Raw genomic sequence first — 26,045 nt, forward strand, 5'->3', positions numbered from 1 at the left:
ATGAACACAACTTCCCCAACCTACTACCACGGCACAAAAGCAGATTTAGAAATCGGCGACCTCATTGAAGTCGGTTTCACTTCAAATTACGGAACGCAGAGAAAATCCAAATACATCTATCTTTCCGCGACATTAGAAGCGGCAATCTGGGGTGCAGAATTGGCTTTTGGAGATGGAAAAGAAAGAATTTACATCGTAGAACCAACCGGTCCTATTGAAGATGATCCCAACTTAACAGATAAAAAATTTCCGGGCAATCCTACAAAATCTTACCGTTCTCAACACCCTTACAAAGTGGTAGGAGAAGTTACAGAATGGCAAGGACACTCCTCTGAACAGCTTAAAACCATGAAAGATCATCTTCAAGAACTTAAAAGATTGGGTATAGAAGCAATTGAAGACTAATTCATTTACTACAAAAACTTCTCAACCGTTTTTCGATGCATATCATCATTAAAATAGGTCAATGAATACCTTCATTGATATCCAACACTAAAACAAGTAATCAACATTTTACTAACAATTTGCCAATACATTAAAAACATTTTATCAATAAGTTATTAACAATTCAATATTAGTTATTTGTTATAAATATTCTATTCCAGATGAATTGAACACACATTATCATTACTTAAACAACAGATTTTGACCTAAAGAAAAGTTATCCACAATGCTTGAAAGAAACAATACAAATTGTTAATAACTTTAGAAAAAAGTGAGGTATTCAAATATTCCATCTTTGAATTTTTCTTATTTCATTTTCACTAATTTAACCATCCAAAAATAAAACTCCGTGAAAATGAAGCTGAATTAAAGTTCACCTAAAATGAGAGCGTCTTTTTTGTTATTTAAAAAATTTTTGAAGATCATTTTTCGCTTTGTGTAAAGCTTTGTCCGTCTTGTATTTCACTTCCTTACTTGTTTTTTTTATTTCGGTTTCTGTTTTATGGGCGGCAGCATCAATATCCGTTTTCATTTTTTGCGAAGCAGCATTCATTTTTGCATTATCAAGTCCTGCAACAACTTTATTCATGCTTTTATCCAGCGATTTTTTCGACTTTTTCAGATAATCTTCAAATTGTGGTTTCACAGTTCCTCCATTTGAAACATATCTTTTTTGAGATTGCTCATATTTGTTTTGGGCAACTTTCAGTTCTTCTTTTGCAACCAAAATTTTCTCAGGAACATTTGCTGTTACCGCGTCATCGTATTTTTTCTGCGCACTTTGTAATGCCATTGCAGCATCTTCGTACGATTTGGTAAAATCAATCCTTACCTCCGTGGCTGAAGTGTGTTTGGAACAGCTTTCAAAGGTCATGAAACATCCAGCAATAGCTAGTACTAATATTATTTTTTTCATTGTATTTTTAATTATTGCTGTTGATTTCTTGTGTTAATTTTTTAATTTCTACATCCTCGTCAGACTGCGAAATATCACCGTTTAATTTACTAATTTCCAAAACATTAATTTGCTTAGCCAAGTTGAGATATTTTAAATATTTTTCCAGAATCACTGTCTTTTTATCAGCCGAAAGATTGGTTGCATTTGCATTGGTCACAAATATTTCCATAGTATCACTGCACAGGATATAAGCCTGAAAAGCATTGGAAGAAAAATAGTCTGAAACCAAAGAATTGCTTTCAAGATTGTTGTAAAGTTTGGGCATTTCTACGGGAGCGTGCTCTATAATTTCATTGAGATCTGCGCCGTTTTTAGCCGGATTCAGGTACATTCCCTGGGTTCTCATCGTACTGCTTTCAATAGAAAGATTGGTAGCAGTTAATAATTTCACAAGATTTTTTTTCTGATTAATATCCGACAGAATTGTACTGATACTTAATGCAATAAAAAAACCGGTAAATGTGGAAATTAATGAAATAAAAAATTCAAAGGTTCGCTTGTGAGCATCTCGAAAATTGCTGATCAATTTTGAATTAATCAAAAATAAAGTAATCATTATAAGAATGACAACGACAATAAAGTACATATGTGTTTTTTTTGCGACATAAGTCAATTATCATGCCTATTATCAACAATAGTTTAATCAAAACATCATTTAACTCAAACTATTATTAAAATAAATAAATATAATTATTAATAATCTAAAAATATATGAATTAAAAGTATTTTATTAATCATTTTACGTGAAATTCATTTTTATGATAACAATTTTATTTATTTTTTCATAAATTAATAATCAAATAGCATTAAAATAAATAACATTTGATGTTTTATAAATTTTTTGCTAATAAACATATTACTAATGAAAAACTACAGTAGAATTTAACATTCGCACTATGAAACAAATAATCTATCTTTTTATCAATGACTATTGTTTTGATATTTCATAGTATTTATATTAAATAAACCAATTATTTTCACTTACTATAAAAGTAAATCCAAGGATTATGGCTAAAGCAAACAAAACCACCGAAACCCAAGTTAGTGTAAAAGATTTCATTGACTCATTTGTAGAAAAAGATGAAAAGAAAGCAGATAGTTTTCAATTAATACAACTTATGAGCGAATGGTCCGGATTTGAGCCTAAAATGCGGGGACCAACCATCATAGGATTTGGCAGCTATCATTATAAATATGCTAGCGGACATGAAGGCGATATGCCGCTTATTGGCTTTTCACCGCGTAAAGCTGAGTTTTCACTGTATGTTTATTCGCCAACTGAAGAAAGTAAACCATTATTAGATAATTTTGGAAAATTTAAAATGGGTAAAGCCTGTATTTACATCAAAAAACTTTCTGATATCAATATTGACACCTTAGAAAAAATGTGCAAAGCAACAATTGCCTATTTAAATGAAAATCATGAATGCGCCTGCCGAGAAAAATAACGCAGGTTGATTATTAATAAAATTCTTTTCAATTTCAAAAAACTTCCCGAAATTAGCATTCTGTGCGTTACGTAAAAAATTAATGAATTAAAGAACAATTAAAACAAACATACAGTAAAACTTAGCATAAGTTTTCTTCGGGGCAGGGCGCAATTCCCTACCGGCGGTTACAGTCCGCGACTCCTTTTTAACGAAAGGACTGATTTGGTGAAATTCCAAAACCGACAGTTACAGTCTGGATGAGAGAAGAAAATGAAACAATCAATAAGACTATTTTTGATAGACTTGTTGTGTTGTCTTTCATTTCCATGTACCGAAGTGTATTTTAACTTAAAATTAAAATAACATGGAAAAATTATTAGAAAAATTTGGAGCTACCTCCAAAGAACGTGTAGAAAATGCAGTTCTAAAACTACAACAAGGCAAAGGAATCCTTTTAGTAGATGATGAAAACCGTGAAAACGAAGGCGACATCATCTTTCCTGCCTCCACCATTACAGAAAAAGACATGGCACTTTTGATCCGCGAATGCAGCGGGATCGTTTGTTTATGTATCTCTGAAGAGAAAAGCAAGCATCTTAATCTTCCTCCTATGGTGGAAAGCAACAATTCAAAAAATCAAACCGCTTTTACGATTACTATTGAAGCTAAAGAAGGCGTTGAATCAGGCGTTTCAGCGAAAGACAGAGTTACAACAATTAAAACAGCGATTGCTGAAAATGCTTTAGCTGAACATATTGCAAGTCCGGGACACGTTTTCCCCTTAATCGCCAGAAAAGAAGGTGTTTTTGAAAGACGTGGACACACCGAAGGAAGTGTAGATCTTGTAAAACTGGCTAATCTTGGTGACGATGCCGTACTTTGTGAATTAACCAACGAAGACGGCTCTATGGCAAGACTCCCGGAAATTGTAGATTTCGCAGCAAAAAAAGAAATGACCGTCGTGACAATTGAAGATATTTATTCTTATCGTAAAATGATGATCAGTCAAAACTAAATTTTAAAATATATAACGCACAGAAAACTTCCGTTTGAGCTTTTGCTTAAGCGGATTTTTATTATTGAATTTTCTGAAATTACAGGGATAGATCTCAATAATCAATTAGCTGAATAAACTTATAGAAATACACCTTCAATTTATCACTTATTATTGATTTAAACATTTCATTAAAAATAAGTTACGTCAAAATAAAATATATTTTCAATAAGTGTTTTTAATTATCTTTAAAGAAAAATTTAACTATGAGAAAATCTGTACTTTTTTTGCTAATGGCTTCCGGCCTTTATACAGCACAAACTACCATTACTAAAGCGTTTAATGACCCCGTAAGTGGTGAAACGGCAAGCTATTTATCCGTAAGCGGAACACCAAATAATTCTGCAACGGGAGCAAATACAACTTTTACCAATACTCAGCTCATGGCTGGTGCAGCATCAGCGACAGCTTATTCGACTCCTTCTGCTGGTGAAATCAGTACTTTCCCGGGCACTACTTTGAAAATGGTAGGAAGTGGAACTACAGTTTACTACAAACAAACGGCTTCAAAACTGGAAATCACAGGATTGGTAACAACAGATGCTACTTTGAATCTGGCAACCAATAACGGAACATTTATTTCTTATCCTGCTGCATTTGGATATTCTGAAACAGATCAGGCACAGGGAACATTCACATCACCTTCTGCAAGCGGACTTTGCAAAGGAACCATCAATATTTCTGCAGACGCTTCAGGAACGTTACTTTTAGGGCCGGCTACATTTAATAATGTCCTGAGAACCAAATCTGTTCAGACTTTCAATCTTCACTTACCGAATGACACATCATTTATATTTCCAATAGGATCTATCACCAATACTTCGTATTCATATTACGACAGCACCCACAAATTTCCTTTATTAACGACCATTGAAACTATTGTTAATGTTCCTGTAGCAGGAATTAATAATCAAACGTCAAATGCTGCTCAGGCTCTGAATTTACCAACATTATCAACGGGAGATTTCGTGGCTAAAAAAGAAGGTTTAAAAATTTATCCTAATCCGACTCAAGATGCTATTGAATTGAAAGGAGCAGGAAATTACTCAACAGCCAAAGTATACAGCTTGGATGGAAAATTAGTAAAAACGGCAGATCTTAAAGCCGGAAAAGTTCAAATTTCAGAATTACCGCCTGCTGCTTATTTTATTGAAGTTTCAGGAAAAGATTCTAAGGCTGAGACTGCAAAATTTATCAAGAAATAAAAATCAATCTCCAATAAAACAAAATCCGTTCATCATCTTGATGAACGGTTTTTTTTGTTTAAATAAGCATATTTCTTAATACTTTAGCCATTCAAAATCATTTAATGAAAAAGTTTTTGTTTCTGTCCGCTTTATTTTTATCTATTCAGATCTTTGGATGTAAATGCACCGATCTGAATATTGAAAACTCTTTCAAAACTGCCGATTTTGTTTTTATTGGAAATATTTATTCCGTAAAAGAAACTCCGTCAGGCTATAAAACCCTTTCTAGTCTTTTGAGTAGTATGAAGATCGAAAAGATATTTAAATCTGAAAATTATGACGGTTTCTATGTCGACCAAGCCACTCTTTTTACGTCACAGCTTCGTTCCTGTGATTATCCTTTTAATGAAAAAGGAAAATATTTAATTTTCGGGTATTTTGATTCCGATTTGGGATTTATTTATTCTGAACGTTGTCTTGCTACAAAAAAAATAAGCTCTGTAAGCCAGGATGAACTGCAATTACTGGAAAAACTGAGTACAGATTTTAAACAAGAATTAAAAAATACTGAAAATCCAGAAATCATAGAAGTTCTGGAAGATTCCGGTACTCCAAATCGTGAGATCAATACATTAAAAAGAGACTTGATTTCAGTTCAATCAGAAAATAAAAATTTAAAAATTACAATTATTGTTACTTCAATCTCTTTAATTTTATTATTGATCATTTTGATTTTAAAGAAAAGAAAAAAATAATTAAAACGTATATTTCCTTCTCATAATCAGCATTTACTTCTTAATTTCAATCATAAATACAAATTAAATTCACAACTTATTGATTTTCTGCCCGTTTTTTGCTTTATTTACAATACACCAATCACATAATATTTAATGAAAATTTACAGCCATGAAAAAATATTTCATTATAATTCTTCCTTTGTTGTTTTCAGAATTCAACGCACAGGAAATCAGCCCCGAACCTTTGGAGAAAATGAACATCATTAAAACCAATGTTACAGGATATGTATTCAGAAACATTAATTTGTCTTATGAAAGATCGATCAATCAATGGTTTTCTATGAATATAAGCTTTGGAACAATGCCGGAAGGAAAAGTTCCTTTCATCAACTCATTTTTAAGTGACAAGGATGAAAAAAGATTTCAAAACCTTAGAGTAAAAGCCACAAATTTAACTGTAGAGCCTCGTTTTTATCTAGGGAAAGGCTACGGAAAAGGCTTTTACATCGCACCTTATTACAGATACTCGAAAGTAACTTCCAACACCTTTGATTTCTATTATGATTACAATGCAATCGACGGAAACTCCTATCAAATTCCCTTAAAAGGAACAGGAAGCGCCAATGGAAACAGTGGCGGAGTGATGGTCGGCGTTCAGTTTTTCTTAACCAACCGCCAAAACTTAGTTCTCGATTTCTGGATCGCAGGCGGACATTACGGAAGCGGAAAAGGTGACTTTACGATGACAAGCGACTATGTTTTAACGCCCGAAATGCAGGTTCAATTAAAAAAAGAAATTGAAGATCTTGACATTCCTTTTGTAGATTACACTGTAGAAACCAACGAAAAAGGTGCCCGAATAAAAATCGACGGGCCTTGGGCAGGTTTCAGAAGCGGACTTTCTTTAGGATATAGATTTTAAAAATTAATATAAAAATTCCGCTCAATATTTCTGAACGGTTTTTTTATATCTTTAAACCGAAGAATACTATATTTTCGGTTTAATAATTTTACATGAAAATCCTAATCATAGAAGACCATAAAGACCTTGCGGCCAATATTACAGATTATCTTAAAAAAGAAGATTACGTCTGTGAAGTGGCTCCCAATGCGCAAGAAGCTTTAGAAAAAATTGAGCTTTTTGAATATGACTGCATCCTTTTGGATCTTATGCTTCCCGACGGAAACGGACTTGAGATCCTCAAACATATTAAAAATTACACACCGTCTGCCAGCGTAATTATTGTTTCTGCAAAAAATTCTTTAGATACAAAATTGACCGGATTAGACGATGGTGCAGACGATTACATAACAAAACCATTCTCTTTACCCGAACTTCACTCAAGAATAAAAGCAGTTCTCAGAAGAAAAACACCGGAAACAAACCGCATTTTAAGTTTCAACGAAATTACCATTGATTTGGAATCTAAAGAATGCAAAATCAATGGTCAACTGCTCAATCTTACCAAAAAAGAATTGAACCTCTTGATATATTTTATTAATAATCAGAACAGAATGCTTTCCAAACAAGCCATTGCGAGCCATCTTTGGGGAGACTACACGTATAGTATTGATAACGTAGACTTTGTCTATCAGCATTTGAAAAATTTAAGAAAGAAAATTTTAGATTCAGGTGGAAAAGATTATCTGCAAACCGTTTATGGATTAGGTTATAAATGGATTGATAAATAAAAAAATAACACTTTAATCGTAAAACTAATTTCTAACCTCTAAATTCTAATCTCTTTTTAATGAATTTAAGCTTCCGTTTTGCCAGAGCGTTTACCTTTTTGGTATTTTTTGTCCTCGTTACCGGCTTTACTATTTTGTATTTTGCTTTTGAAAGAGCAACGATGCGCTCTGCTATTCTGAAATTGGAAGATTTAAACGAATATGTTACTTGCAAACTGGAAAAAGATTCCGCTTACGATTATCAAAAATCTCATCATCGCCAGACACAGGTTAAAATTCTTCCTCCAAATACCAAAATCGCCAAAGAAAAAATTATTGAAGAAAAATATATCTGGAACAAAAGCATACAGTCTTATATCAACCGAATTTCCGTTACTACCTACCCTATTATTCATCAGAAAAAATATTCGATTACGAGTGTAAGATACATTACGATCATCGAAAACCGTTTTATGATGAGCATTATTATGGTTGTGGCGTGGATTATGGTTTTCCTTATTATTCTTACCATCATTGTGAGTGTTTTGGTTTCAAAGAAAATTCTAGAGCCTTTTTATCATGCGATGGATGAGATCAAAAAATTCAGGCTGAAAGATAACAGACCAATGGATTTGATGAAAACGGAGACGGAAGAATTTAAATCTTTAAATAAATTTCTCTTGAAAATGTCCGAAAGTTCCAAGAAAGATTACAACGTTTTGGAAGAGCTTTCAGAAAATACATCCCATGAATTACAGACTCCATTAGCTTCCATTAAAGGAAAAATAGAATTATTAATGGACAGCGAGCTTTCAGAAAATCAACTGATTACACTTTCTTCAATGAATGATGAACTGGACAGGCTTTCATCCATCAACCAATCTCTAATTTTACTCGCGAAATTGGAACATTTTGAAAAGAACGATTCACAACTGATCAATTTTTCGGAATTACTAAAAGACAGACTCCATTATTTTGAAGATCTATTTGAAATTCAAAACCTTACATTAATTAAAGAAATTCAGGATGAAGTTTATCTTAATTTTGATGAAAATTTGGCATCTATAGTTATTAATAACCTCATCAACAATTCCAAAAGGCATAATATTGAGAACGGAAAAATTTTTGTAAAACTTACAGAAACTTATTTTCAGATCTCTAATACCGGAAATCCCCCCATAATTTCTACGGAAGAATTATTCAAAAGATTTAAGCGTGGAAATCCTAATCAAAACTCCATCGGGATCGGTTTAGCGCTTGTGAAGAAGATTTTGGAGATTTATGACAATGAAATTTCTTATCATTTTGAACATAATTTACACATTATCAGAATTAATTTCATAAAATAATTAACTGAAATTCAAAAACATAACAACAAAATTTCTAATTCTGTAAAAACTTCAAAATTTCTTCAGAATTTATTTCTTGTTTAGGCACAAGTAAAAAATGCCTATGAAAAAATTACTCTTACTTTTCGGTTTAGCTGCTTTTCAACTCGCTTATAGCCAAGATAGCATTAAGACTGAAAAAAAAATAGAAGAAGCTACTGCTGAAAAAAATCCTTTGGACATTGGAGAACTTAAAATCAATCTTAATCAAAAAGGTGATAAATGGTTGAAATTTGGGATTTCCAGCCAGATTTGGCTTCGAAGTATCGATAATAATCCGGGAACGGCTGTCAATGGTGTTCCACAGGATCAGACGTATGACGCAGGAATCAGGAGAATGAGATTAATTATTCAAAGTCAGTTGACTCCGTTTTATTCTGTCTTTTTGCAGATGGGAATTAATAATCAAAACTTCATTTCAGGTGGAGGAACTGGAACCGGAAATAACGGTGCTGGAAAAAAAGCTCCTTTCTTTTTTCATGATGCTTATAATGAGTTGGCTATTATTCCGAGAAATGATTTCCAGACAGGAAAACCTAATAAAAACAACCTTTATCTGGGCGCAGGACTTCACTCATGGAATGGCGTGAGCAGACTGACCAATGCAAGTACTACTAAAATGCTTGCGGGTGATATTCCCGTCTTTAATTTTCCTACAATTGAGATTGCAGATCAGTTTTCCAGACAGTTCGGAGTTTTTGTACATGGGGAATTTGACAGAATTAATTATCGTTTCAGCGTTAACAAACCTTTCGCAACCAATATAAAACCTGCCGTTGGCGGAGTTGCTGTTGATAATAATCAAAGCGGAAAATTATCTTACGCCGGATATGCTTATTATCAGTTTTTTAATAAAGAAGTTACTGCAACATCATTTTTAGCGGGAAATAATTTAGCTGCAAAAAAAGTTCTGAATCTTGGAGCGGGTTTTTACACCAACAAAGACGCAACACAATCTCAACCGACAGAAAACGTTATTGAATCTCATGATGCCAATATTTTCGGAGCAGATGTTTATTCTGAACTTCCATTAGGTGATAAAAGTAAAGAAATGGGACTTACCCTTTATTCTGTTTTTTATAATTACAATTACGGTCCGAATTATCTGAGAGTAAGCGGAATTATGAATCCCGGAACTGTTGATGCAGCATTTACAGGTGAAAAAGCTTTGGAAGGAGCCGGAAACAACAGAGTGTTGATGGGAACAGGAAATATCTGGTTTTCTCAGGTTGGTTTTGTGCTTCCTAAATTCAGCAAGATCGTGAAAGTTCAACCTTTCTTTAATTATGCGCTTAAAGACATGAAAGCATTAAACCAAAGCGGAAGCTACTATGATATCGGTGCCAACCTTTACTTATATGGTCAAAACGCAAGAATTGTGGCTCAATATAGCAACAGACCGCTTTATGATACTGCTTCAAAAAGAATTTTTGACAGAAAAGGAGAATTTTTACTATCACTTCAAATTGTACTTTAAAAAATTTAATATCTTACCCATATGAATACTATTACTACTCAAATTACAACTGCCCAAAGAATAAAAGCCATTGTTGGTGGTTCCATAGGAAATCTTGTAGAATGGTACGACTGGTATGCTTACGCTGCCTTTGCCATCTACTTTTCGAATTCATTTTTTCCGGAATCTGATCTTAATGCCCAATTAATGAACACAGCCGGAATATTTTTTGTCGGATTTCTGATGCGTCCCATCGGAGGATGGATGTTTGGAAGTATCGCCGATAAAATAGGAAGAAAAAAAGCAATGACACTTTCCGTATTATTAATGTCATTCGGATCTTTATTAATTGCTCTAACCCCAACTTACGAAACAATTGGGATTTTAGCTCCTGCGCTACTTCTTATTGCCCGATTATTACAGGGATTAAGTGTAGGTGGAGAATATGGAGTTTCAGCAACCTACCTCAGCGAAATGGCAACAGAAGACAGACGAGGGTTTTATTCAAGTTTTCAATATGTAACATTGATTGGCGGACAATTAATTGCGTTGGGAATACAGTTGGTTTTACAAAAATTAATACTGACAGAAACTCAATTAGAAAATTGGGGCTGGAGAATTCCTTTTGTGATCGGAGCAATTCTATCGGTGATCGCTTTATATTTAAGATCAAACCTTCATGAAACAGAAGCTTTTGAGAATAAAAAAGATGTTAATGATAAGAAAAAAGGAACGATTAAAGAACTTTTGAAACATCCACAAGCCTTACTTACAGTAATCGGATTGACGTTGGGAGGAACATTAGCTTTCTATACTTACACCACTTATATGCAGAAATTTTTAGTGAATACCGTTCATCTTACTAAAGAACAGTCTACATTAATTTCATTTGTTTCTCTGTTTATATTTGCCTGTTTGCAACCTGTTTTCGGAGGACTCTCTGATAAAATCGGAAGACGACCTTTATTATTAGGCTTCGGAATTTTGGGAACAATCTGTACTGTTCCTTTATTGACAGCGTTAAGTCATACAACATCCATGTGGACAGCTTTCTTCCTGATCATGGCTGCATTAATTATCGTAAGCGGATATACTTCTATCAACGCGATCGTAAAAGCAGAACTTTTCCCGTCAGAAGTGCGCGCCCTGGGAGTAGGCCTTCCATATGCCTTAACAGTGGCTATATTTGGAGGAAGTGCAGAATACATTGCTTTATGGCTCAAGAAATTTGGAGCCGAACACTATTTCTACTGGTATATTACTGCATGTATTTTGTTTTCATTGCTGGTATACGTGCGGATGAAGGATACCAAAGAAAATTCAACGTTGGATAAGGATTAAATTTATTCAAACATGATAAATAATACGCGGCTCAGGAAATCTGAGCCGCGTATTTTATTTTTAGCTATAAGCTTGTCTGAATTTTACAATAAGCTCATCCAGGTAGTGACGTTGAACATAAACGGTCTTTACATCCTCATATCTAGGGGATTTGTAGAAAACCTCGTGAAAATCCATGCTACCGTTACCTACCTTTACTACTTTCTGTACTTCGATATTTAATTTTCTCAACTCGTCTCTAAAGACCTGAAATTCATCTTGTATATTATTCATTTATATTTTGGGGTTTAATTAAAAAAATCATTCAATTATATCAAACACCCTACCAATTATTAGGGTAGCCGTTCAATTTAACATTAAAATTAATAAATTTTTCTATATAAACATAATGTTTTATTAACATTATGTCATTTAATTTAAAAATATCAAACATTTTTCGTAAAACAAATATACAATCCACAGATTTGGAATTCCTAAAACTTTAACAAAAATTATCATAACGCTTGCTGTTAAAAGGATTTTTATTTTTATTGATTCTAAGCTTAATAATATTTTATACACTTAAAACATTATTTTAAAACTTTTGATGATGATTTAATTAAGAATAGAAATTCAAAGTCTTTATTATTTAAATATTTTAGAAAAATATTCTCATTTAAATCACCATTAACAGGATAAAAAACTTAAAAAAAAACAATATAATCAACTATTATAAACTATTTTATGATTTTTTAATTAAAATAAATCAAAAATCAATCTTTGAATTTTTTTATATTTTTGAAAAAAAACTATGATGAAGCAATTTTTAATTATTTTCAGCATCATCTTTACTTACACACTGCTTCCCGCCCAGGATTCAATAAAAACCACGCCAAAAGTCATTACCAGCAACACCAAATTCGGTCTTGCTCTAAGTGGTGGCGGTGCAAAGGGATTTGCTCATATAGGAATTTTAAAAGTAATAGATTCATTGGGAATTAAGGTCGATTATATCACCGGAACCAGTATGGGTGGGATTTTAGGTGGTTTATATGCCATGGGATATAATGGAAATCAGCTTCAAAAAATTGTGTACGAAACAAACTGGAAAAGAGTTTTAAGCAATAAAATCCCTTACAATAAGGTAAATATTAGTGAGAAAGATGAATACAATAAATATATTATAGAATTTCCGGTTGTAGGTGGTCTACCATCATTACCGAGTTCTTTTATAGAAGGACAATATATGTCTGAAGTACTCAATACACTTACCTTTCCTGCTAAGCACATCAACGATTTCAGCAAGCTTCAGATTCCCGTACAACTTACCTCTTCTGATATTGTAAATGGCGGACTTGTAATGCAGAAAAAAGGTTCTCTTCCCTTAGCAATACGTGCTACATTAGCAATTCCCGCTGCTTTTGCGCCTGTTTATATAGATGGGAAACTGCTTGTAGATGGCGGACTAGATCGTAATTTCCCGGTACAGGAAGTAAAGGATATGGGTGCCGATTATATTATTGGAGGGTATACCGGATTTAGACTTTTCACAAAAAAAGAAATAGAAAATCCTATGAAAATGATCTACCAAACCCACGCTTTTCGTTCTGTTGAGGATTTTAATCTACAAAAGAAAATGTCTGATATTTTGGTTGATTTTATAGCTCCCCTTAATAATTATACCACAAAAGATTTTAAAAATTACAAAGAAATTATTAAAATCGGAGAACAGGAAGCAAGAAAACATATTCCGGAATTTGTAGCATTAGCTGATGAACAGCGTAAAGCAGGAATTATTTATGATCATAAATTAATTGAAGAGGTAAAAAAACCAACCATAAAATTCACTTATAATGAAGACAACGGAACACCTTTAAATAATCCATCCGAAATTGAAAGTATTAAAAATTTAATGGGTTTAAGTGAAGGTAAATATTATGATGTAAAAACAGTAAATGAGTCTATTGATAAGATTTTTGGCATGAGACAATACGAAAAGGTTTATTACACTTATACTGATTCTGAAGATGGGCTCATCATGAATATTTTTATAAAAAGAGTAAGAGCAGGCGCTTTTAAACTTGCCCTACATTATGATAATGAGCAGTCGGTCGGTATTATCGTAAATTACACTTATCGAAATGTCCCTAACAGATTTCGTGCCTTAGCGACTTTAGATATTTCCGAACGCTTAAAAGGTCGCCTGCAGTTTCAAAAATTCCTGGATAAAGATTACCGTTGGTGGATAAGTGTTGAAGGAAACACTTATCACCTGAAAAATAATGATTTTATACTTCGAGCAACTAATGACTTTGATAGCGAAATAAATAATTCTAATTCCTCTGATTTTATTTACAGAAATACGACAGCTAATACAGCGGTCAATTACACCATTACTCCTAACGCAATGGTTTCACTGGGAATGGAATATAGTACAGAAAAAATTAGTCGTTCAGCAGATAAAATAGGGCAATTCATAACAGGCAGCAGCTCCGACAATAAGGTTTATCAACATAATAATTTTGACCTGTTTTTTAAATTCAATCAAAATAGTTTAAATGAAAGATATTACCCAACTTCCGGAAATAATCTGCAAATTATAAGTAAATACTATTTTGGAGATCAGTATAATTTATATGATTTAAAAAATATACAACCTGCACTTTATAATTATTTGAATCCAGCCGATTCGTATTATTTTGTTCCAAAAAATTTATTAAGCTTAGTTATTAACGAAAACTATGTCCTTCCAATTACTAAAAAAATTTCAATAAAGGCCAACGCATTTTTAGCCACTCATTTTTCATCTAAAAATTCAGATTTAGAAAAAACTCCATATCTTTTTTTTAATCAAAAATACAATCTTGGCGGAAGCGAATACAATTTTAGTGGAATCAACCCGGAATTTAATGGTTTGAGGCAAAAAGAAGTTCCTACAAATTCCTTCGCTAAACTAGGTCTGGATATCCAATACAACATTTATAAACATTTTTATCTTACTCCTTCTTTTCATTATGGCAGAGTAAATGATGACCTTTCACCTTTTACAAAAGCAGGCTCTAATATCTATGGATATGGTCTTAATCTGGGATATGAATCAATTTTAGGACCTATCAATATTAATGTTTCTAAAAACAATGTTATTAACTTTTTGAGAGTATATTTAAGTATAGGTTTTAAGTTTTAATTACTATTTAAAAAATTAAATAAATTTAACTTCAACCCCAATTTTGAATCTATAAGACATAAAAACTATATATGAAAAACTCAAAATTAATTCTTTTGCTCATCTCATTATCTTTTTCAAGTTTAAGTTTTGCTCAGAAAACTGATGATGTAAAAATCACTGTTAAAGATAAAAAAGGAAAAAAAGAGGTTGAAATTCTGCCTCATTTCATTCAATTCGGTATTATGTCGAAAAATCATCAAGACTTCAGAAAAAAATATAATGTTGATGTTGTTTATGAAAACTGTGTAATAAGCCCAGTTATTTCAAAGCTAGCTGAAAAAAATAATGTAGCTCTAGCAAAAAATCTGACCGAGAAATACGGTGAAACCTGGAAAAAAGATCTTGGAATTATCCCTTACGGATTATAAATTCTTGGCTTTCATTAAGCATTCAAGCATAAAAAAGATACTTTATAAAAAAGTATCTTTTTTGGTTTTTAAACTAAAAACAATCTCAGTTTAATTATTTTCAACAGTCTCACTCTCCTCTATTTCATGTCTCAATTGAGCTTTATAAAGGGTAGAATAATATCCGTTTTTATCTAATAATTCAAGGTGTTTGCCTTCTTCCACGATCTTACCGTGTTCCATAACGATGATTTTATCGGCTTTTTCAATGGTTGAAAGTCTGTGGGCAATAATAATGGATGTCCTATTTTTAGTAATTTTCTCGGTCGCTCTTTGGATCAGCTTTTCACTTTCGTGGTCGATAGAAGATGTTGCTTCATCCAGAATTAAAATCTTAGGATCTGATAAATAAGCTCTTAAGAAAGATAATAATTGTCTTTGACCTAAAGAAATCGACGAACCTCTTTCGCTCACTACATATTCATATCCGCCGGGAAGACTTTCAATAAAATCATCCACTTCAATTTCTTTGGCGCCTGCTTTTATTTTTTCTAACGTAATGGTATCATCCCCAAAAGCAAGATTTTCAAAAATACTTCCGTGGAACAGGAAAACATCCTGCAATACCACCCCGATATGACTTCTTAAATTATATAACTCGTAATCTTTAAGCTCAACATCATCAATAAAAATCTCACCGGAATTAATATCATACAATCTTGTGATCAAGCTGATAATCGTAGATTTTCCAGCTCCGGTTGCTCCAACGATGGCTACAGTTTCTCCCGGATTTACTTTAAAATCAATTCCTTTAAGAACCTCCTGCTTTTCGTCATATGCAAAACGAACTTCTTTGAATTCAATTTTACCATCAAAATGATCTTTCTCCACTTTTCCGGTGTTTGGCATTGCATAATCCTCGTCCATCACGCCCAAAACTCTTTCAGCACCAACAATTCCACGTTGGATATTGTTGAAACGGTCTGCAATCTGTCTCAAAGGACGAATCAACATCGAAATATATTGAATAAATGCGATAACAACTCCCGCGCTAATGGTGATATATCCTCCATAAAACAAGATAAATCCTATAAAAAGTGAAGAAATAAGCTCAACCACAGGAAAAAACAATGAGAAAATAAAAACAGTTCTCAATAGTGCTCCCTTCAGGGTAATATTAATATCATCAAACTTTTTAAATTCTGCCTGTTGTCTGTTGAATACCTGAATAATAGGCATTCCCGCCAGTCTTTCCTGAACAAAAGAGTTTTGATTCGACGTCCAAGTTCTTTCATCTCCAAAAGCTTTCTTTAATCTTTTCTGGAAGAATCTCGTAATCACCACCATTAAAGGTAAAATCGCCAACGTGATGTAACTCAAATGGACATTGGTACTGAACATCATCACCAACACAAAAACAATTCTCAAAATATCTCCGAAAACCATCAGGAAACCGTCTGTATAAACCGTTGCAATGGTTTCCACATCTCCTACAGCACGCGTTACGAGCTGCCCGATTGGTGTTTTATCAAAAAATGATGTTCTGAAATAGATCAACTTAGCATATAATCTTTCTCTGATATCTCTGATCACATTTTGGGAAATATAATTGGAGAAATAGACTAAGAAAAAGTTTAAAACAGTTTCTGCAAAAACCAAACCTACCAAAAGATAAATATGCTTCATCATCAAAGCTTTATCTTGAAGTTTGGTGATATCGTTATCTACAACCTGCATGGTAAGGTACGGCCTGTAAGTAGAAACGATGGAAAGAAATATAGAAATCACCAAAGTTATGATAAACCACGAACGGAACTTCATCCCGATGAAGAATAATCTTTTGATAATTTCCCAGGTATCTTGTTTTTTCATTGTACGAATTGAAGAAAGGAATTAAATAAAATTCTTTTGCAAAAATAAGACTTTAAAATTTGTCTGCCTTTACAACTTGGTTAATTCCTGATGAAAAATTCAGATTGCTGTTATTTATGGTATAGATGATTTTTGGTTTTTATAAATTTTAATGTCTATAAAGTCATCCCAAATAAAAAAGTATTCATTATCAAATAGTTTGTAGATTTGATTTGGAAAAATAATGCCCGGATTCTCCGAAATGACAAACTAGATGGAAAGTTGACGTCTTGAAATCCATCCGAAAGGTTCTGAACCCCTATTTTGAGGTTGTAAGCATATGTAATGACATTAATTACTCCAATAACGAGGTTCGATATCATAAACTTTGACGTCCCAGACCTAAAATTTGACGTTCGGAACCTCAAATTTTAGATTGTCTAATATGAAAGGATATGTTCGGAACCTCAACGGAGCACTAATGAACATCATCAGATATATCAAATAAAAAAAGAGATCAGCTCCCGAAGCCGTCTCTTTTCAATTTTTATGTAAATGAATATTAATTGACTTTCTTCAACCAGCTCAAAACATAACCCGCCACTTCTTCCCAACCTTTTTCTCCGGCGATAAAATGACTTCTTCCCTCAAATTCTTTAAAATCTACAATGCTGTTTTTATCTTTATAAGCGTTGGCAATTTTTCTTGAAAATGCTGCAGGAAAAATATTGTCGTTAGAACCAGCAATGAATAACAACGGTTCGTGAGGTTTATTTACATCTAATTTTGCTGATGATTTGAACAACGGATCTCTTGCCAGTTTTCTGCTTTCAGGAGCGGCAACAGTTTCATATAATTTATCGCTTTCTGCTTTAGAATAATTATTAAAAAATGCTTTATGATACCATTCTTTAGATCCTAGAAACGCAGAGTTTCCTTTAAAGAAATTCACAACCGGCCAAACAACTTTCACAGTAGAAAAAGGAGCCATCACGTTCTTTGGAGGTGCGCCATCGATGCTTACTCCGGCAACCGCTTTTCCCATGTCGATTAATTTCTGAACCATTAATCCTCCGAAAGAATGCCCGATTACGATTGGTTTTTCAGGAAGGGTGTCGATAAATCTTGATAAATGATCTACCACATCATCAAACCCTACATTTTTTAATTCTGACGGAATGTTTATTTTTAAATTTTTAGGATCTCCGTTGTGCCCAGGATTTGCAGGCGTATGCACGGTGTAACCTTGTGCTTCGAAATAAGTTTTCCATTCTTTCCAGCTTGTATTGTTCACAAATAATCCATGAATTAATACGATAGTTTTTGTTTTCATAACTTTTATTTTTAATTGGTTTTAAATTATGAGACAAAGTTCCGCGAATAAAATGAGGATAATTTTAACCTTGGTTAAAATCGTACTACTTCCCTGAAATTCTTTTCCTTATCCTGCTCAAAGACGGCCCCTGAATTCCCAAATAGGAGGAAATATGATACAACGGAACATTATTAAAAATATCAGGATGCTGTTTGATGAGATCTAAATAGCGCTCTTCAGGAGATTTTAAGATAAAACCTTCGATTCTACTCATCGTTACATTAAAAGCTTCCTGCGCAAGAAGTCTTCCAAACTTTTCCCATCGATGCGATTGCTGATAAAGTGAAAGCAGATCTGTGTATCGGATATAAATAATCGTAGCATCCGTCAACGCCTGAGTATGGTAATCACACGGAATCTGATTGATAAAACTTTTAAAGGAAACCACAAAACCATTGGCAGAATAAAGGAAAACATTTTTCTCCTCTCCTGTTTTTTCATCAATCGTATAAGAACGGAAAACGCCATCAACAATAAATCCAAAATAAGTACAAACCGTTCCGCGAAGATTATAGAAATCTCCTTTTTGATAGGTTTTTGGCAACCAAAATTCTTCGGAAAGTTTAAATTCTTCTTCTGTAAGACCTGCGAAATGATTCAGCGCAAAGGCTAGTTTTTCTATTTCGTCCATGGTTTTTAGTTTTTAAAATAAAATCTTAATCGTTTTAAATACCGGTCTTGGTGGCTGAGGCTCTCGAAGCCACGTTTAATATTAAAAAGCAAACTGGTGGCTTCGAGAACCTCAGCCACCAGTTTATATTATAATTCTTTATTTCCAATTTCTTCAATTTCCAAAGAAGGTTTCTGAAAACTTTCTTTTTGAAATCTTCGTTCAAGAAGTTTATACACTCCAAAAACGACTGCAATAGCCACCAGCCAGCCAATAAGATTTACAAACGTAAAGGTATTATCACTTGTTTCATCTAAAGAACCAGGATTGGTGATTTCTTTGAACATCCCGTAACAAAGCCCGAATCCAAACTGAGCTCCCAAATAAATAACAATTGCTAAAATCCCGAAGTGCCACTTTGTTTTACCAAACTTTTCGGCAAGTCCTGCATAATATCGGTAAGCAGCTGCAAGAATAATTATTGACATCATATGTTTTGTGTTTTTTATTTTTTTATTTTAATTGAAATCGTATCCAACATCGACCAAAAATAAGCCTTGCGCAGGTGCAGAAGTTCCGGCGGAATTTCGGTTTTTATTTTCGATGACATTTCTTAGCTCTTCGGGTTTTATTTTTCCTGAGCCAATTTCTACCATAGTTCCAACAATTGCTCTCACCATATTTCTTAGGAAACGGTTCGCAGAAACAGTGAATTTCAATTCCGTTCCGTTTTGTTCCCATTCTGCTTTGTACATTTTACAAAGATTGGTTTTATTGTCGGTATGAAGCTTTGCAAAACTTGTAAAATCCTCATATTCAAATAAAATTTTACAGGCTTCGTTCATTTTATCAATATCTAAAGGTCTTCTCCAGTGCTGCCACGCAGAATCTTGAGTAAACGGATTTTTCTCCATTGAGATATAATATTCATATGTTCTGAAAGTAGCATCAAAACGGGCATGAAAATCATCCTTCACCTCAAAAATTCTTTTGATGGAAATATCGGCGGGAAGAAAACTGTTCAATCGATGTGAAAACTGATCACTCAGCACCTGATCGGTATCAAAATGCGCAAATATTTTCTTCGCATGAACGCCTGTATCTGTACGTCCGGCGCCTGTTGTCTTAATTTCTTCTCGTAAAATCGTGGAAAGTGCCTTTTCCAATTCTTCCTGCACAGAAATAGCATTCGGCTGGATCTGATAACCGAAATAATTTTTACCGTTATAGGAAAACTCTATAAAATACCTCAATGTAATAAAATAACTCTACAAAAATACTTTAATTTATGATAATCATGAACTCATTTTTCAAAATAAATATTGAAAAAGTACATACCATATTGGCTAAAATCACTACGAAAATTCCTATTTTTGCAAACGTATGAAAAGATGGTACCTTTATCCTTTTTCCCTCGGTTATCACATGGTAACGGGTATCCGAAACACAATGTATGATCTGGGGATTTTTAAATCTACGAAATTCAAGACTCCGATAATCAATGTCGGTAACCTCTCTGTGGGCGGAAGTGGAAAATCTCCAATGGTGATGTATCTTGCGCAATACCTGTCTAAACATTACAGAACAGGGGTACTTTCACGTGGTTACGGAAGATTGACAAAAGGCTATGACGTAACGAATTACGATAGTAATTATAAAACTGTAGGTGATGAAGCCATGCAGTTATTTGAACGTTTCAAAAACCGTTTTGTGATTGCCGTTTCCGAAGAAAGAGTTCCCGGAGCCAAAAAAGTGATTGAAGATATGGATCTTGACGTTCTCGTTTTGGATGATGCATTTCAGCACAGAGCGATCAAGGCAGGATTTAATATTTTGATGACCGATTTTAATGATCCTTTCTTTAAAGATCATTTGCTTCCTGCCGGAGATTTAAGAGAATCCAGAACCGGTTACAAAAGAGCAGACATCATTATGGTCAGCAAATGTCCTGATGAACTGACGGAAGAAACCAAGCAGTATTATATTTCCAGAATCAGACCGGATCGTACCCAAAAAGTTTTCTTTTCATCCATCGGGTATGACGAAAATGTGTACGGAAAAGAAAAAATGCTTCCCGACAACAATCTGAATTATTATGATATTCTGTTAATTACAGGAATCGCCAATCCGAAGCCGCTGTTGGCACATTTAGCCAAATTTTCACAACGAGTTAAGCATTTAAAATTCAGAGATCACCATAATTTTTCTGAAGATGATATTAAAAAAATCGTTGCTGAATACAAAAAACTAGGTGAATATAAATTGATCTTAACAACTGAGAAAGATTATGTTCGTTTGAAATCCTTTGATTATCTTAGAGACATCGTTTACTACTGGCCCATCAATGTAGTGATCGATAAAAAAGAGGAATTCAACCAAATCATCTTAGATTATGTTAGAAAATAGTAAGCAGACCGCTGATTTCATTAAAAATATTATTCAGGATATTCCTGATTTTGCCATTGTTTTAGGATCAGGATTAGGAAAACTTCAAGACGAAGTGGAAGCTATTCATGTTTTAGAATACAAAGACATTCCTAATTTTCCTCAAACCACTGTTGTAGGTCATGGCGGAAAATTAATCTACGGAATTCTGGAAGGCAAAAAAATATTAATGATGAGCGGCCGTTTTCACTATTATGAAGGTCATTCTATTGAAACCGTTACTTTTCCCATCAGAATTTTTCATTTATTAGGAATTAAAAATTTGATTCTTTCTAATGCTTGTGGCGGAGTAAATCCTAATTTCAGCGTTGCAGATGTTGTGATTGTAAAAGACCATATCAACATGATGCCTGAACATCCGCTTCGTGGTAAAAATATCGATTCTTTCGGTCCTCGTTTCGTTGATATGAGTGAACCTTACAATAAAAAAATGATCGCTGCAGCAGAAAAGGTTGCATTAGAAAATAATATTAAATTTCAACAGGGAGTTTATGTTGCTTTACAAGGTCCTACTTTTGAAACTCCTGCAGAATACGGAATGATCAAAGCCATCGGTGGCGATATGGTAGGAATGAGCACTGTTCCCGAAGTAATTGTTGCCAAACATATGGGAATGGATGTTTTCTGTGTTTCCATCATTACAGATCTTGGCGGACCGGATATTGCTTTTGCGGTGTCTCACGAAGAAGTTTTGAATGCTGCGAATAAAGCAATGCCAAATGTAATTACGTTGGTAAAAGGCTTGGTAAAGAACTATCAATAACCATTTATAAAAATTCTCAATCTCTTAAATTTTTGCTAAATAATAAGAAACCAATCTCCAATTGCGTTTCATTGTTTAGATTTGCATTAAATGTACTTGAAAAAATGAAAAAGTTATTACTACTATTGATGATGGGTGTTTTTGGATTAAGCTGTTCTCAAAAAATACCAACAGTTCTTAAAACTAAATTTTCTAAAGAAGCTTTACAACAAAAACTGGAAAATGAAGAAGGCAAAAGCGTAACCATACAACAAATTCTTGATCAGCATAAAGGAAAAGTCTTAGTAATCGATTTTTGGGCCGGATGGTGCAGAGATTGTTTAAATGCACTTCCAAAAGCTAAAGAATTAGAAGAAAAAAACAAAAATATCGATTTTGTATTCCTTTCATTAGACAGATCAAAAGAGGGTTTTAATAAAAGCCTTGAAAGATTCGAAATGAAAGACAAAGAAAATTACTGGTTCTCTTCCGGTTGGAAAAATGATTTCAACAATTATATTGACCTGAATTGGATCCCAAGATATATGGTGATCGATCAAAAATCTGCGATTGCAAAATATTACGCTATTTCGCCTGAAGATCCGGAAATTCAAAGTACAATTGATAAACTTTTAAAATAGATGATGATTGTAAGAGAAGCTACAGAACAGGATTTAGAAATACTTTTAGAGTTTGAGCAGGGAATTGTTTCTGCAGAAAGACCATTAAACAGCACCTTTATTGATGGAGAAATTCATTATTATGATCTACTTCATTTGATACATTCGGAAGATTCCACCGTACTCATAGCAGAAGAAAATAATGAAATCGTTGCTTCCGGATATTCAAAAATCAAGAAAACCGAAAATAGTTATTCTAATTTTGATAAATATGCTTATTTGGGGTTTATGTATGTAAAACCTGAACACAGAGGAAAAGGTATTAATAAACTCATCCTTGATGAACTGATCAGCTGGTCAAAAGAAAAAGGCATTTCAGAAATCAGGCTGGATGTTTATGATCAAAATGAATCTGCCGTAAAAGCCTATGAAAAGGCAGGTTTTGAATCTTTACTTCTTACGATGAGATTGAAAGCGTAATAATTCGGTCATTAAAAATAAAGGAATCCATATCTTTGTGATATGGATTTTCCTTTTCCCCTCCGCAAAATTATTCATGTTGATATGGATGCATTTTATGCTTCCGTGGAGCAGTATGACAATCCTGCATTAAGAGGAAAACCAGTTGCTGTAGGTGGCGGACATCGCGGTGTCGTTTCCGCAGCCAGCTATGAAGCAAGAAAATTCGGAGTCCGTTCTGCAATGCCCAGCAAAACAGCAAAAGAAAGATGTCCGCATCTGATCTTTGTTCCGCCACGTTTTGCACGTTATAAAGAAATTTCAAAAAAAATTCGGGAAATTTTTCATGAATATACCGATTTAGTTGAACCTTTATCTTTAGACGAAGCCTATCTCGACGTTACCGAAAATAAAAAAGGAATAGAATCTGCGAATCAGATCGCGAAAGAGATTCGCCAAAAAATATTTGAAGAAACAGGACTCACAGCTTCTGCGGGTATTTCTATCAATAAATTTTTAGCAAAGGTTGCTTCCGACATTAATAAACCAAACGGACAAAAAACGATTCATCCCGACAAGATCGAAGGCTTTCTGGAAGAATTACCTGTTGAAAAGTTCTATGGTGTAGGAAAAGTTACCGCCAACAAAATGTTTACGCTAGGAATTTTTAAAGGAAAAGATTTAAAGAAAAAAACATTGCAGGAACTTGTAAGTTTATTCGGAAAATCCGGAGGCTATTATTACAATGTTGTCCGCGGAATTCATACTTCCGAAGTAAAACCTCATCGCATTCAGAAAAGTGTTGCGGTGGAAAGAACCTTTTTTGAAGATCTTTTTGATGAACAGCAGATCAACGAAAAACTTGAAAGCTTAAGCGCAGAACTTCATCAGAGGTTACAGAAAAACAATATTCTCGGAAGATCTTTAACATTAAAAATTAAATATAAAGATTTTTCACTGTTTACAAGAAGCATCACGAAAGAAGAATACTTCAATTCTGCCGAAGAATATCTTAAAACTTCAAAAAAACTTTGGGAACTTCGCCCCTTTGACAAAGCCGTAAGATTATTAGGACTATCTCTTTCTCAACTTAATACGGAGGAAAAAAAGCAGGTATCTATTCAACTAAAAATACCGTTTGAAGAATTTGAAAATTAATAGTGAATAATTTTCACTAACTTGTATTGACCAAATTAACAATACATGAACCAAACGATGATTCAGTTTTTCCATTGGTACTCGGAAGGAGACGGAAAATTATGGAAAGAAGCAGAAAAACAGGCCAATTATTTATCAGATTTAGGAATTACATCAGTTTGGTTTCCTCCAGCATATAAAGGAACAAATGGCGGCTACTCGGTCGGTTATGATGCATATGATATTTTTGACTTAGGCGAATTCGACCAAAAAGGAACTGTTAAAACAAAATACGGAACAAAAGACGAATATACAAAAGCTATTAAAGCTTTAAAAAAACAAAATATTCAGATCATTGTTGATATTGTGTTGGGGCATAAAGCTGGCGGCGACGAACTGGAAAAATTTAAAGCCGTAAAAGTTGACGAAAACAACAGGGAAAAAGTGATTTCTGATGTTATCGAAATAGAATCTTATACCAAATTTACATTTCCGGGAAGACAAAAAAACTATTCTGAATTTGAATGGAACTTTACCTGTTTCAGCGGAGTTGATTTTGCTGAAGGTATGGATTCCCATATTTTCAAAATCCAGTCTGAATACGGAAACGACTGGGAAGAAATGATCGACGATGAAAAAGGAAATTACGATTATCTGATGTATAATGACGTTGAGCATCGTAATCCTCATGTTCGCGAAGAGCTTAATAACTGGGCAAAATGGTATTTTGATCAAACTGATTTTGACGGTGTAAGACTTGATGCTTTAAAACATATTTCTTTTGATTTTTATAAAGAATGGCTCACCCTACTCCGCTCCAATTCCGGAAAAAATATCTTTGCCGTTGGTGAATATTGGGCTCCCGGATATTTACCTTTACTTCAAAAATATATCGAAGTTACGGAAGGTGCTATGAGTTTATTCGATAGTTCGCTACAGAATAATTTTCATACCGCATCCAAAGAAGGTGGCGATTATGATTTGAGAAGAATCTTTGATGAAACGCTTACTCAGGCCGATCCTCTTCACTCCGTAAGTCTTGTTGATAATCATGATACACAGCCTTTACAGGATCTGGAAGCTCCCGTTGAAGAGTGGTTTAAACCTCTTGCCTATGCTTTGATCTTGTTGAGAGAAAACGGTTATCCATGTGTTTTTTACCCCGATCTCTTTGGCGCTCATTACATCGATAAAGATAAAGAAGGAAATGATCAGGAAATATTTCTGAATAAAATTGATGGCATTGAAGAGCTATTAAAAGCCAGAAAAGACTATGCTTACGGCGTTCAAAAAGATTATTTTGAAGATGCCAATTGTTTGGGATGGGTGCGTGAAGGTGATGATGAACATCAAGGTTGTGCCGTAGTTTTGAGTAATAAAGAAGCCTACAACAAGCCTATGGAAATGGGAAAAAAATATATTGGAAAAGAATTTTATGATCTGCTTGGTAGATTTGAAGACAAAGTTACCATAGATGAAAAAGGCTGGGGAAATTTCCCTGTTCCGGCGGGAAATGTAAGTGTCTGGATTCCTGAATAAAATATTTAAACACGAATAACACTACTATTTTAAGCACGAATTATTC

Annotated in this window: 26 protein-coding genes and 1 riboswitch; of the genes, 18 read left to right on the plus strand and 8 right to left on the minus strand. The window is 33.7% G+C overall.

What is annotated here, in order from left to right; translation table 11 throughout:
- Positions 1 to 405 (plus strand): NAD(+)--rifampin ADP-ribosyltransferase, encoded by a 405-nt coding sequence (gene arr, locus EG348_RS03660; RefSeq protein WP_123980769.1) that lies wholly within the window; start codon positions 1 to 3, stop codon positions 403 to 405.
- Positions 406 to 844: 439 nt separating this feature from the next.
- On the opposite strand, the gene EG348_RS03665 is transcribed toward arr, so the two are convergent.
- Positions 845 to 1,360, minus strand: a complete 516-nt coding sequence (locus EG348_RS03665; protein WP_123980771.1) for a hypothetical protein — start codon at positions 1,358 to 1,360, stop codon at positions 845 to 847.
- A 7-nt stretch (positions 1,361 to 1,367) separates the two neighbouring features.
- Positions 1,368 to 1,793: a hypothetical protein gene (locus EG348_RS03670; protein ID WP_123980773.1), complete on the minus strand. Its 426-nt coding sequence runs from the start codon at positions 1,791 to 1,793 to the stop codon at positions 1,368 to 1,370.
- Positions 1,794 to 2,409: 616 nt separating this feature from the next.
- Here EG348_RS03670 and EG348_RS03675 point away from each other — a divergent pair.
- The 9 genes from EG348_RS03675 (at position 2,410) to EG348_RS03715 (ending at position 11,666) form a co-directional block, all read left to right on the plus strand.
- On the plus strand, positions 2,410 to 2,850 hold the full coding sequence (locus tag EG348_RS03675; RefSeq protein WP_123980775.1) for a DUF1801 domain-containing protein: 441 nt from the start codon (positions 2,410 to 2,412) through the stop codon (positions 2,848 to 2,850).
- Positions 2,851 to 2,979: 129 nt separating this feature from the next.
- Positions 2,980 to 3,105: riboswitch (FMN riboswitch) on the plus strand.
- A 91-nt stretch (positions 3,106 to 3,196) separates the two neighbouring features.
- On the plus strand, positions 3,197 to 3,847 hold the full coding sequence (gene ribB / locus EG348_RS03680; protein WP_123980777.1) for a 3,4-dihydroxy-2-butanone-4-phosphate synthase: 651 nt from the start codon (positions 3,197 to 3,199) through the stop codon (positions 3,845 to 3,847).
- A gap of 245 nt (positions 3,848 to 4,092) precedes the next feature.
- Positions 4,093 to 5,091, plus strand: a complete 999-nt coding sequence (locus tag EG348_RS03685; protein ID WP_123980779.1) for a T9SS type A sorting domain-containing protein — start codon at positions 4,093 to 4,095, stop codon at positions 5,089 to 5,091.
- Positions 5,092 to 5,195: 104 nt separating this feature from the next.
- A complete protein-coding gene (locus EG348_RS03690; RefSeq protein WP_123980781.1) occupies positions 5,196 to 5,828 on the plus strand; it encodes a hypothetical protein in 633 nt (210 codons plus the stop codon).
- Positions 5,829 to 5,979: 151 nt separating this feature from the next.
- Positions 5,980 to 6,732, plus strand: a complete 753-nt coding sequence (locus tag EG348_RS03695; RefSeq protein WP_123980783.1) for a DUF3575 domain-containing protein — start codon at positions 5,980 to 5,982, stop codon at positions 6,730 to 6,732.
- Between the two features lie 92 nt (positions 6,733 to 6,824).
- Positions 6,825 to 7,502, plus strand: coding sequence for a response regulator transcription factor (locus EG348_RS03700; protein WP_123980785.1), 678 nt, complete (start codon positions 6,825 to 6,827; stop codon positions 7,500 to 7,502).
- A 59-nt stretch (positions 7,503 to 7,561) separates the two neighbouring features.
- Positions 7,562 to 8,830 carry a sensor histidine kinase gene (locus tag EG348_RS03705; protein ID WP_123980787.1) on the plus strand — a complete coding sequence of 423 codons (1,269 nt, stop codon included), beginning with the start codon at positions 7,562 to 7,564 and terminating at the stop codon, positions 8,828 to 8,830.
- A gap of 103 nt (positions 8,831 to 8,933) precedes the next feature.
- A complete protein-coding gene (locus EG348_RS03710; protein ID WP_123980789.1) occupies positions 8,934 to 10,346 on the plus strand; it encodes a porin in 1,413 nt (470 codons plus the stop codon).
- 21 nt (positions 10,347 to 10,367) lie between these two features.
- Positions 10,368 to 11,666, plus strand: a complete 1,299-nt coding sequence (locus EG348_RS03715; RefSeq protein WP_123980791.1) for an MFS transporter — start codon at positions 10,368 to 10,370, stop codon at positions 11,664 to 11,666.
- Between the two features lie 60 nt (positions 11,667 to 11,726).
- Here the strand turns inward: EG348_RS03715 and EG348_RS03720 are convergent, their stop codons facing one another.
- Complete coding sequence (locus EG348_RS03720) at positions 11,727 to 11,939, minus strand: hypothetical protein (RefSeq protein ID WP_066755020.1); 213 nt, start codon at positions 11,937 to 11,939, stop codon at positions 11,727 to 11,729.
- Between the two features lie 517 nt (positions 11,940 to 12,456).
- Between EG348_RS03720 and EG348_RS03725 the strand changes: the two genes are divergently transcribed.
- Both EG348_RS03725 and EG348_RS03730 read left to right on the plus strand, forming a co-directional pair.
- Positions 12,457 to 14,832, plus strand: a complete 2,376-nt coding sequence (locus EG348_RS03725) for a patatin-like phospholipase family protein (RefSeq protein ID WP_228414831.1) — start codon at positions 12,457 to 12,459, stop codon at positions 14,830 to 14,832.
- A gap of 71 nt (positions 14,833 to 14,903) precedes the next feature.
- Positions 14,904 to 15,242 carry a hypothetical protein gene (locus EG348_RS03730; RefSeq protein ID WP_123980793.1) on the plus strand — a complete coding sequence of 113 codons (339 nt, stop codon included), beginning with the start codon at positions 14,904 to 14,906 and terminating at the stop codon, positions 15,240 to 15,242.
- Between the two features lie 90 nt (positions 15,243 to 15,332).
- Here the strand turns inward: EG348_RS03730 and EG348_RS03735 are convergent, their stop codons facing one another.
- The 5 genes from EG348_RS03735 to truA form a co-directional block, all read right to left on the minus strand.
- On the minus strand, positions 15,333 to 17,093 hold the full coding sequence (locus EG348_RS03735) for an ABC transporter ATP-binding protein (protein ID WP_123980795.1): 1,761 nt from the start codon (positions 17,091 to 17,093) through the stop codon (positions 15,333 to 15,335).
- A 541-nt stretch (positions 17,094 to 17,634) separates the two neighbouring features.
- Positions 17,635 to 18,405 (minus strand): alpha/beta hydrolase, encoded by a 771-nt coding sequence (locus tag EG348_RS03740; protein WP_123980797.1) that lies wholly within the window; start codon positions 18,403 to 18,405, stop codon positions 17,635 to 17,637.
- Positions 18,406 to 18,490: 85 nt separating this feature from the next.
- Complete coding sequence (locus tag EG348_RS03745; protein ID WP_123980799.1) at positions 18,491 to 19,078, minus strand: Crp/Fnr family transcriptional regulator; 588 nt, start codon at positions 19,076 to 19,078, stop codon at positions 18,491 to 18,493.
- Between the two features lie 128 nt (positions 19,079 to 19,206).
- Positions 19,207 to 19,548: a hypothetical protein gene (locus EG348_RS03750; protein WP_123980801.1), complete on the minus strand. Its 342-nt coding sequence runs from the start codon at positions 19,546 to 19,548 to the stop codon at positions 19,207 to 19,209.
- 27 nt (positions 19,549 to 19,575) lie between these two features.
- On the minus strand, positions 19,576 to 20,310 hold the full coding sequence (gene truA, locus EG348_RS03755) for a tRNA pseudouridine(38-40) synthase TruA (RefSeq protein WP_072412162.1): 735 nt from the start codon (positions 20,308 to 20,310) through the stop codon (positions 19,576 to 19,578).
- 130 nt (positions 20,311 to 20,440) lie between these two features.
- Here truA and lpxK point away from each other — a divergent pair, with 130 nt between their 5' ends.
- From lpxK to EG348_RS03785, 6 genes are all read left to right on the plus strand, one after another.
- Positions 20,441 to 21,463: a tetraacyldisaccharide 4'-kinase gene (gene lpxK / locus EG348_RS03760; RefSeq protein WP_123980803.1), complete on the plus strand. Its 1,023-nt coding sequence runs from the start codon at positions 20,441 to 20,443 to the stop codon at positions 21,461 to 21,463.
- Positions 21,450 to 22,265, plus strand: coding sequence for a purine-nucleoside phosphorylase (locus EG348_RS03765; RefSeq protein WP_123980805.1), 816 nt, complete (start codon positions 21,450 to 21,452; stop codon positions 22,263 to 22,265). Before lpxK ends, EG348_RS03765 begins: the two co-directional genes overlap by 14 nt.
- A 104-nt stretch (positions 22,266 to 22,369) precedes the next feature.
- Positions 22,370 to 22,885, plus strand: coding sequence for a TlpA family protein disulfide reductase (locus tag EG348_RS03770; protein ID WP_123980807.1), 516 nt, complete (start codon positions 22,370 to 22,372; stop codon positions 22,883 to 22,885).
- Positions 22,886 to 23,344, plus strand: coding sequence for a GNAT family N-acetyltransferase (locus EG348_RS03775; protein WP_123980809.1), 459 nt, complete (start codon positions 22,886 to 22,888; stop codon positions 23,342 to 23,344).
- Positions 23,345 to 23,386: 42 nt separating this feature from the next.
- Positions 23,387 to 24,481 carry a DNA polymerase IV gene (gene dinB / locus EG348_RS03780; RefSeq protein ID WP_123980811.1) on the plus strand — a complete coding sequence of 365 codons (1,095 nt, stop codon included), beginning with the start codon at positions 23,387 to 23,389 and terminating at the stop codon, positions 24,479 to 24,481.
- 45 nt (positions 24,482 to 24,526) lie between these two features.
- Positions 24,527 to 25,999 (plus strand): alpha-amylase, encoded by a 1,473-nt coding sequence (locus EG348_RS03785; RefSeq protein WP_123980813.1) that lies wholly within the window; start codon positions 24,527 to 24,529, stop codon positions 25,997 to 25,999.
- Positions 26,000 to 26,045: the final 46 nt, after the last annotated feature.

The sequence above is a fragment of the Chryseobacterium sp. G0201 genome, from assembly GCF_003815655.1.
Taxonomy (GTDB): Bacteria; Bacteroidota; Bacteroidia; order Flavobacteriales; family Weeksellaceae; genus Chryseobacterium.

Bases quoted from the DNA above. Each gene is read 5' to 3' on its own strand.
- EG348_RS03785 (WP_123980813.1), top strand. From the start codon at position 24,527: ATGAACCAAACGATGATTCAGTTTTTCCATTGGTACTCGGAAGGAGAC.
- lpxK (WP_123980803.1), top strand. From the start codon at position 20,441: ATGAAAAGATGGTACCTTTATCCTTTTTCCCTCGGTTATCACATGGTA.
- EG348_RS03715 (WP_123980791.1), top strand. From the start codon at position 10,368: ATGAATACTATTACTACTCAAATTACAACTGCCCAAAGAATAAAAGCC.
- ribB (WP_123980777.1), top strand. From the start codon at position 3,197: ATGGAAAAATTATTAGAAAAATTTGGAGCTACCTCCAAAGAACGTGTA.
- arr (WP_123980769.1), top strand. From the start codon at position 1: ATGAACACAACTTCCCCAACCTACTACCACGGCACAAAAGCAGATTTA.
- EG348_RS03735 (WP_123980795.1), bottom strand. From the start codon at position 17,093: ATGAAAAAACAAGATACCTGGGAAATTATCAAAAGATTATTCTTCATC.
- EG348_RS03765 (WP_123980805.1), top strand. From the start codon at position 21,450: ATGTTAGAAAATAGTAAGCAGACCGCTGATTTCATTAAAAATATTATT.
- EG348_RS03770 (WP_123980807.1), top strand. From the start codon at position 22,370: ATGAAAAAGTTATTACTACTATTGATGATGGGTGTTTTTGGATTAAGC.
- EG348_RS03695 (WP_123980783.1), top strand. From the start codon at position 5,980: ATGAAAAAATATTTCATTATAATTCTTCCTTTGTTGTTTTCAGAATTC.
- EG348_RS03730 (WP_123980793.1), top strand. From the start codon at position 14,904: ATGAAAAACTCAAAATTAATTCTTTTGCTCATCTCATTATCTTTTTCA.
- EG348_RS03750 (WP_123980801.1), bottom strand. From the start codon at position 19,548: ATGATGTCAATAATTATTCTTGCAGCTGCTTACCGATATTATGCAGGA.
- EG348_RS03710 (WP_123980789.1), top strand. From the start codon at position 8,934: ATGAAAAAATTACTCTTACTTTTCGGTTTAGCTGCTTTTCAACTCGCT.
- EG348_RS03705 (WP_123980787.1), top strand. From the start codon at position 7,562: ATGAATTTAAGCTTCCGTTTTGCCAGAGCGTTTACCTTTTTGGTATTT.
- EG348_RS03675 (WP_123980775.1), top strand. From the start codon at position 2,410: ATGGCTAAAGCAAACAAAACCACCGAAACCCAAGTTAGTGTAAAAGAT.
- EG348_RS03685 (WP_123980779.1), top strand. From the start codon at position 4,093: ATGAGAAAATCTGTACTTTTTTTGCTAATGGCTTCCGGCCTTTATACA.
- EG348_RS03700 (WP_123980785.1), top strand. From the start codon at position 6,825: ATGAAAATCCTAATCATAGAAGACCATAAAGACCTTGCGGCCAATATT.
- EG348_RS03720 (WP_066755020.1), bottom strand. From the start codon at position 11,939: ATGAATAATATACAAGATGAATTTCAGGTCTTTAGAGACGAGTTGAGA.
- EG348_RS03690 (WP_123980781.1), top strand. From the start codon at position 5,196: ATGAAAAAGTTTTTGTTTCTGTCCGCTTTATTTTTATCTATTCAGATC.
- EG348_RS03745 (WP_123980799.1), bottom strand. From the start codon at position 19,078: ATGGACGAAATAGAAAAACTAGCCTTTGCGCTGAATCATTTCGCAGGT.
- EG348_RS03775 (WP_123980809.1), top strand. From the start codon at position 22,886: ATGATGATTGTAAGAGAAGCTACAGAACAGGATTTAGAAATACTTTTA.
- EG348_RS03740 (WP_123980797.1), bottom strand. From the start codon at position 18,405: ATGAAAACAAAAACTATCGTATTAATTCATGGATTATTTGTGAACAAT.
- EG348_RS03665 (WP_123980771.1), bottom strand. From the start codon at position 1,360: ATGAAAAAAATAATATTAGTACTAGCTATTGCTGGATGTTTCATGACC.
- EG348_RS03725 (WP_228414831.1), top strand. From the start codon at position 12,457: ATGATGAAGCAATTTTTAATTATTTTCAGCATCATCTTTACTTACACA.
- dinB (WP_123980811.1), top strand. From the start codon at position 23,387: ATGGATTTTCCTTTTCCCCTCCGCAAAATTATTCATGTTGATATGGAT.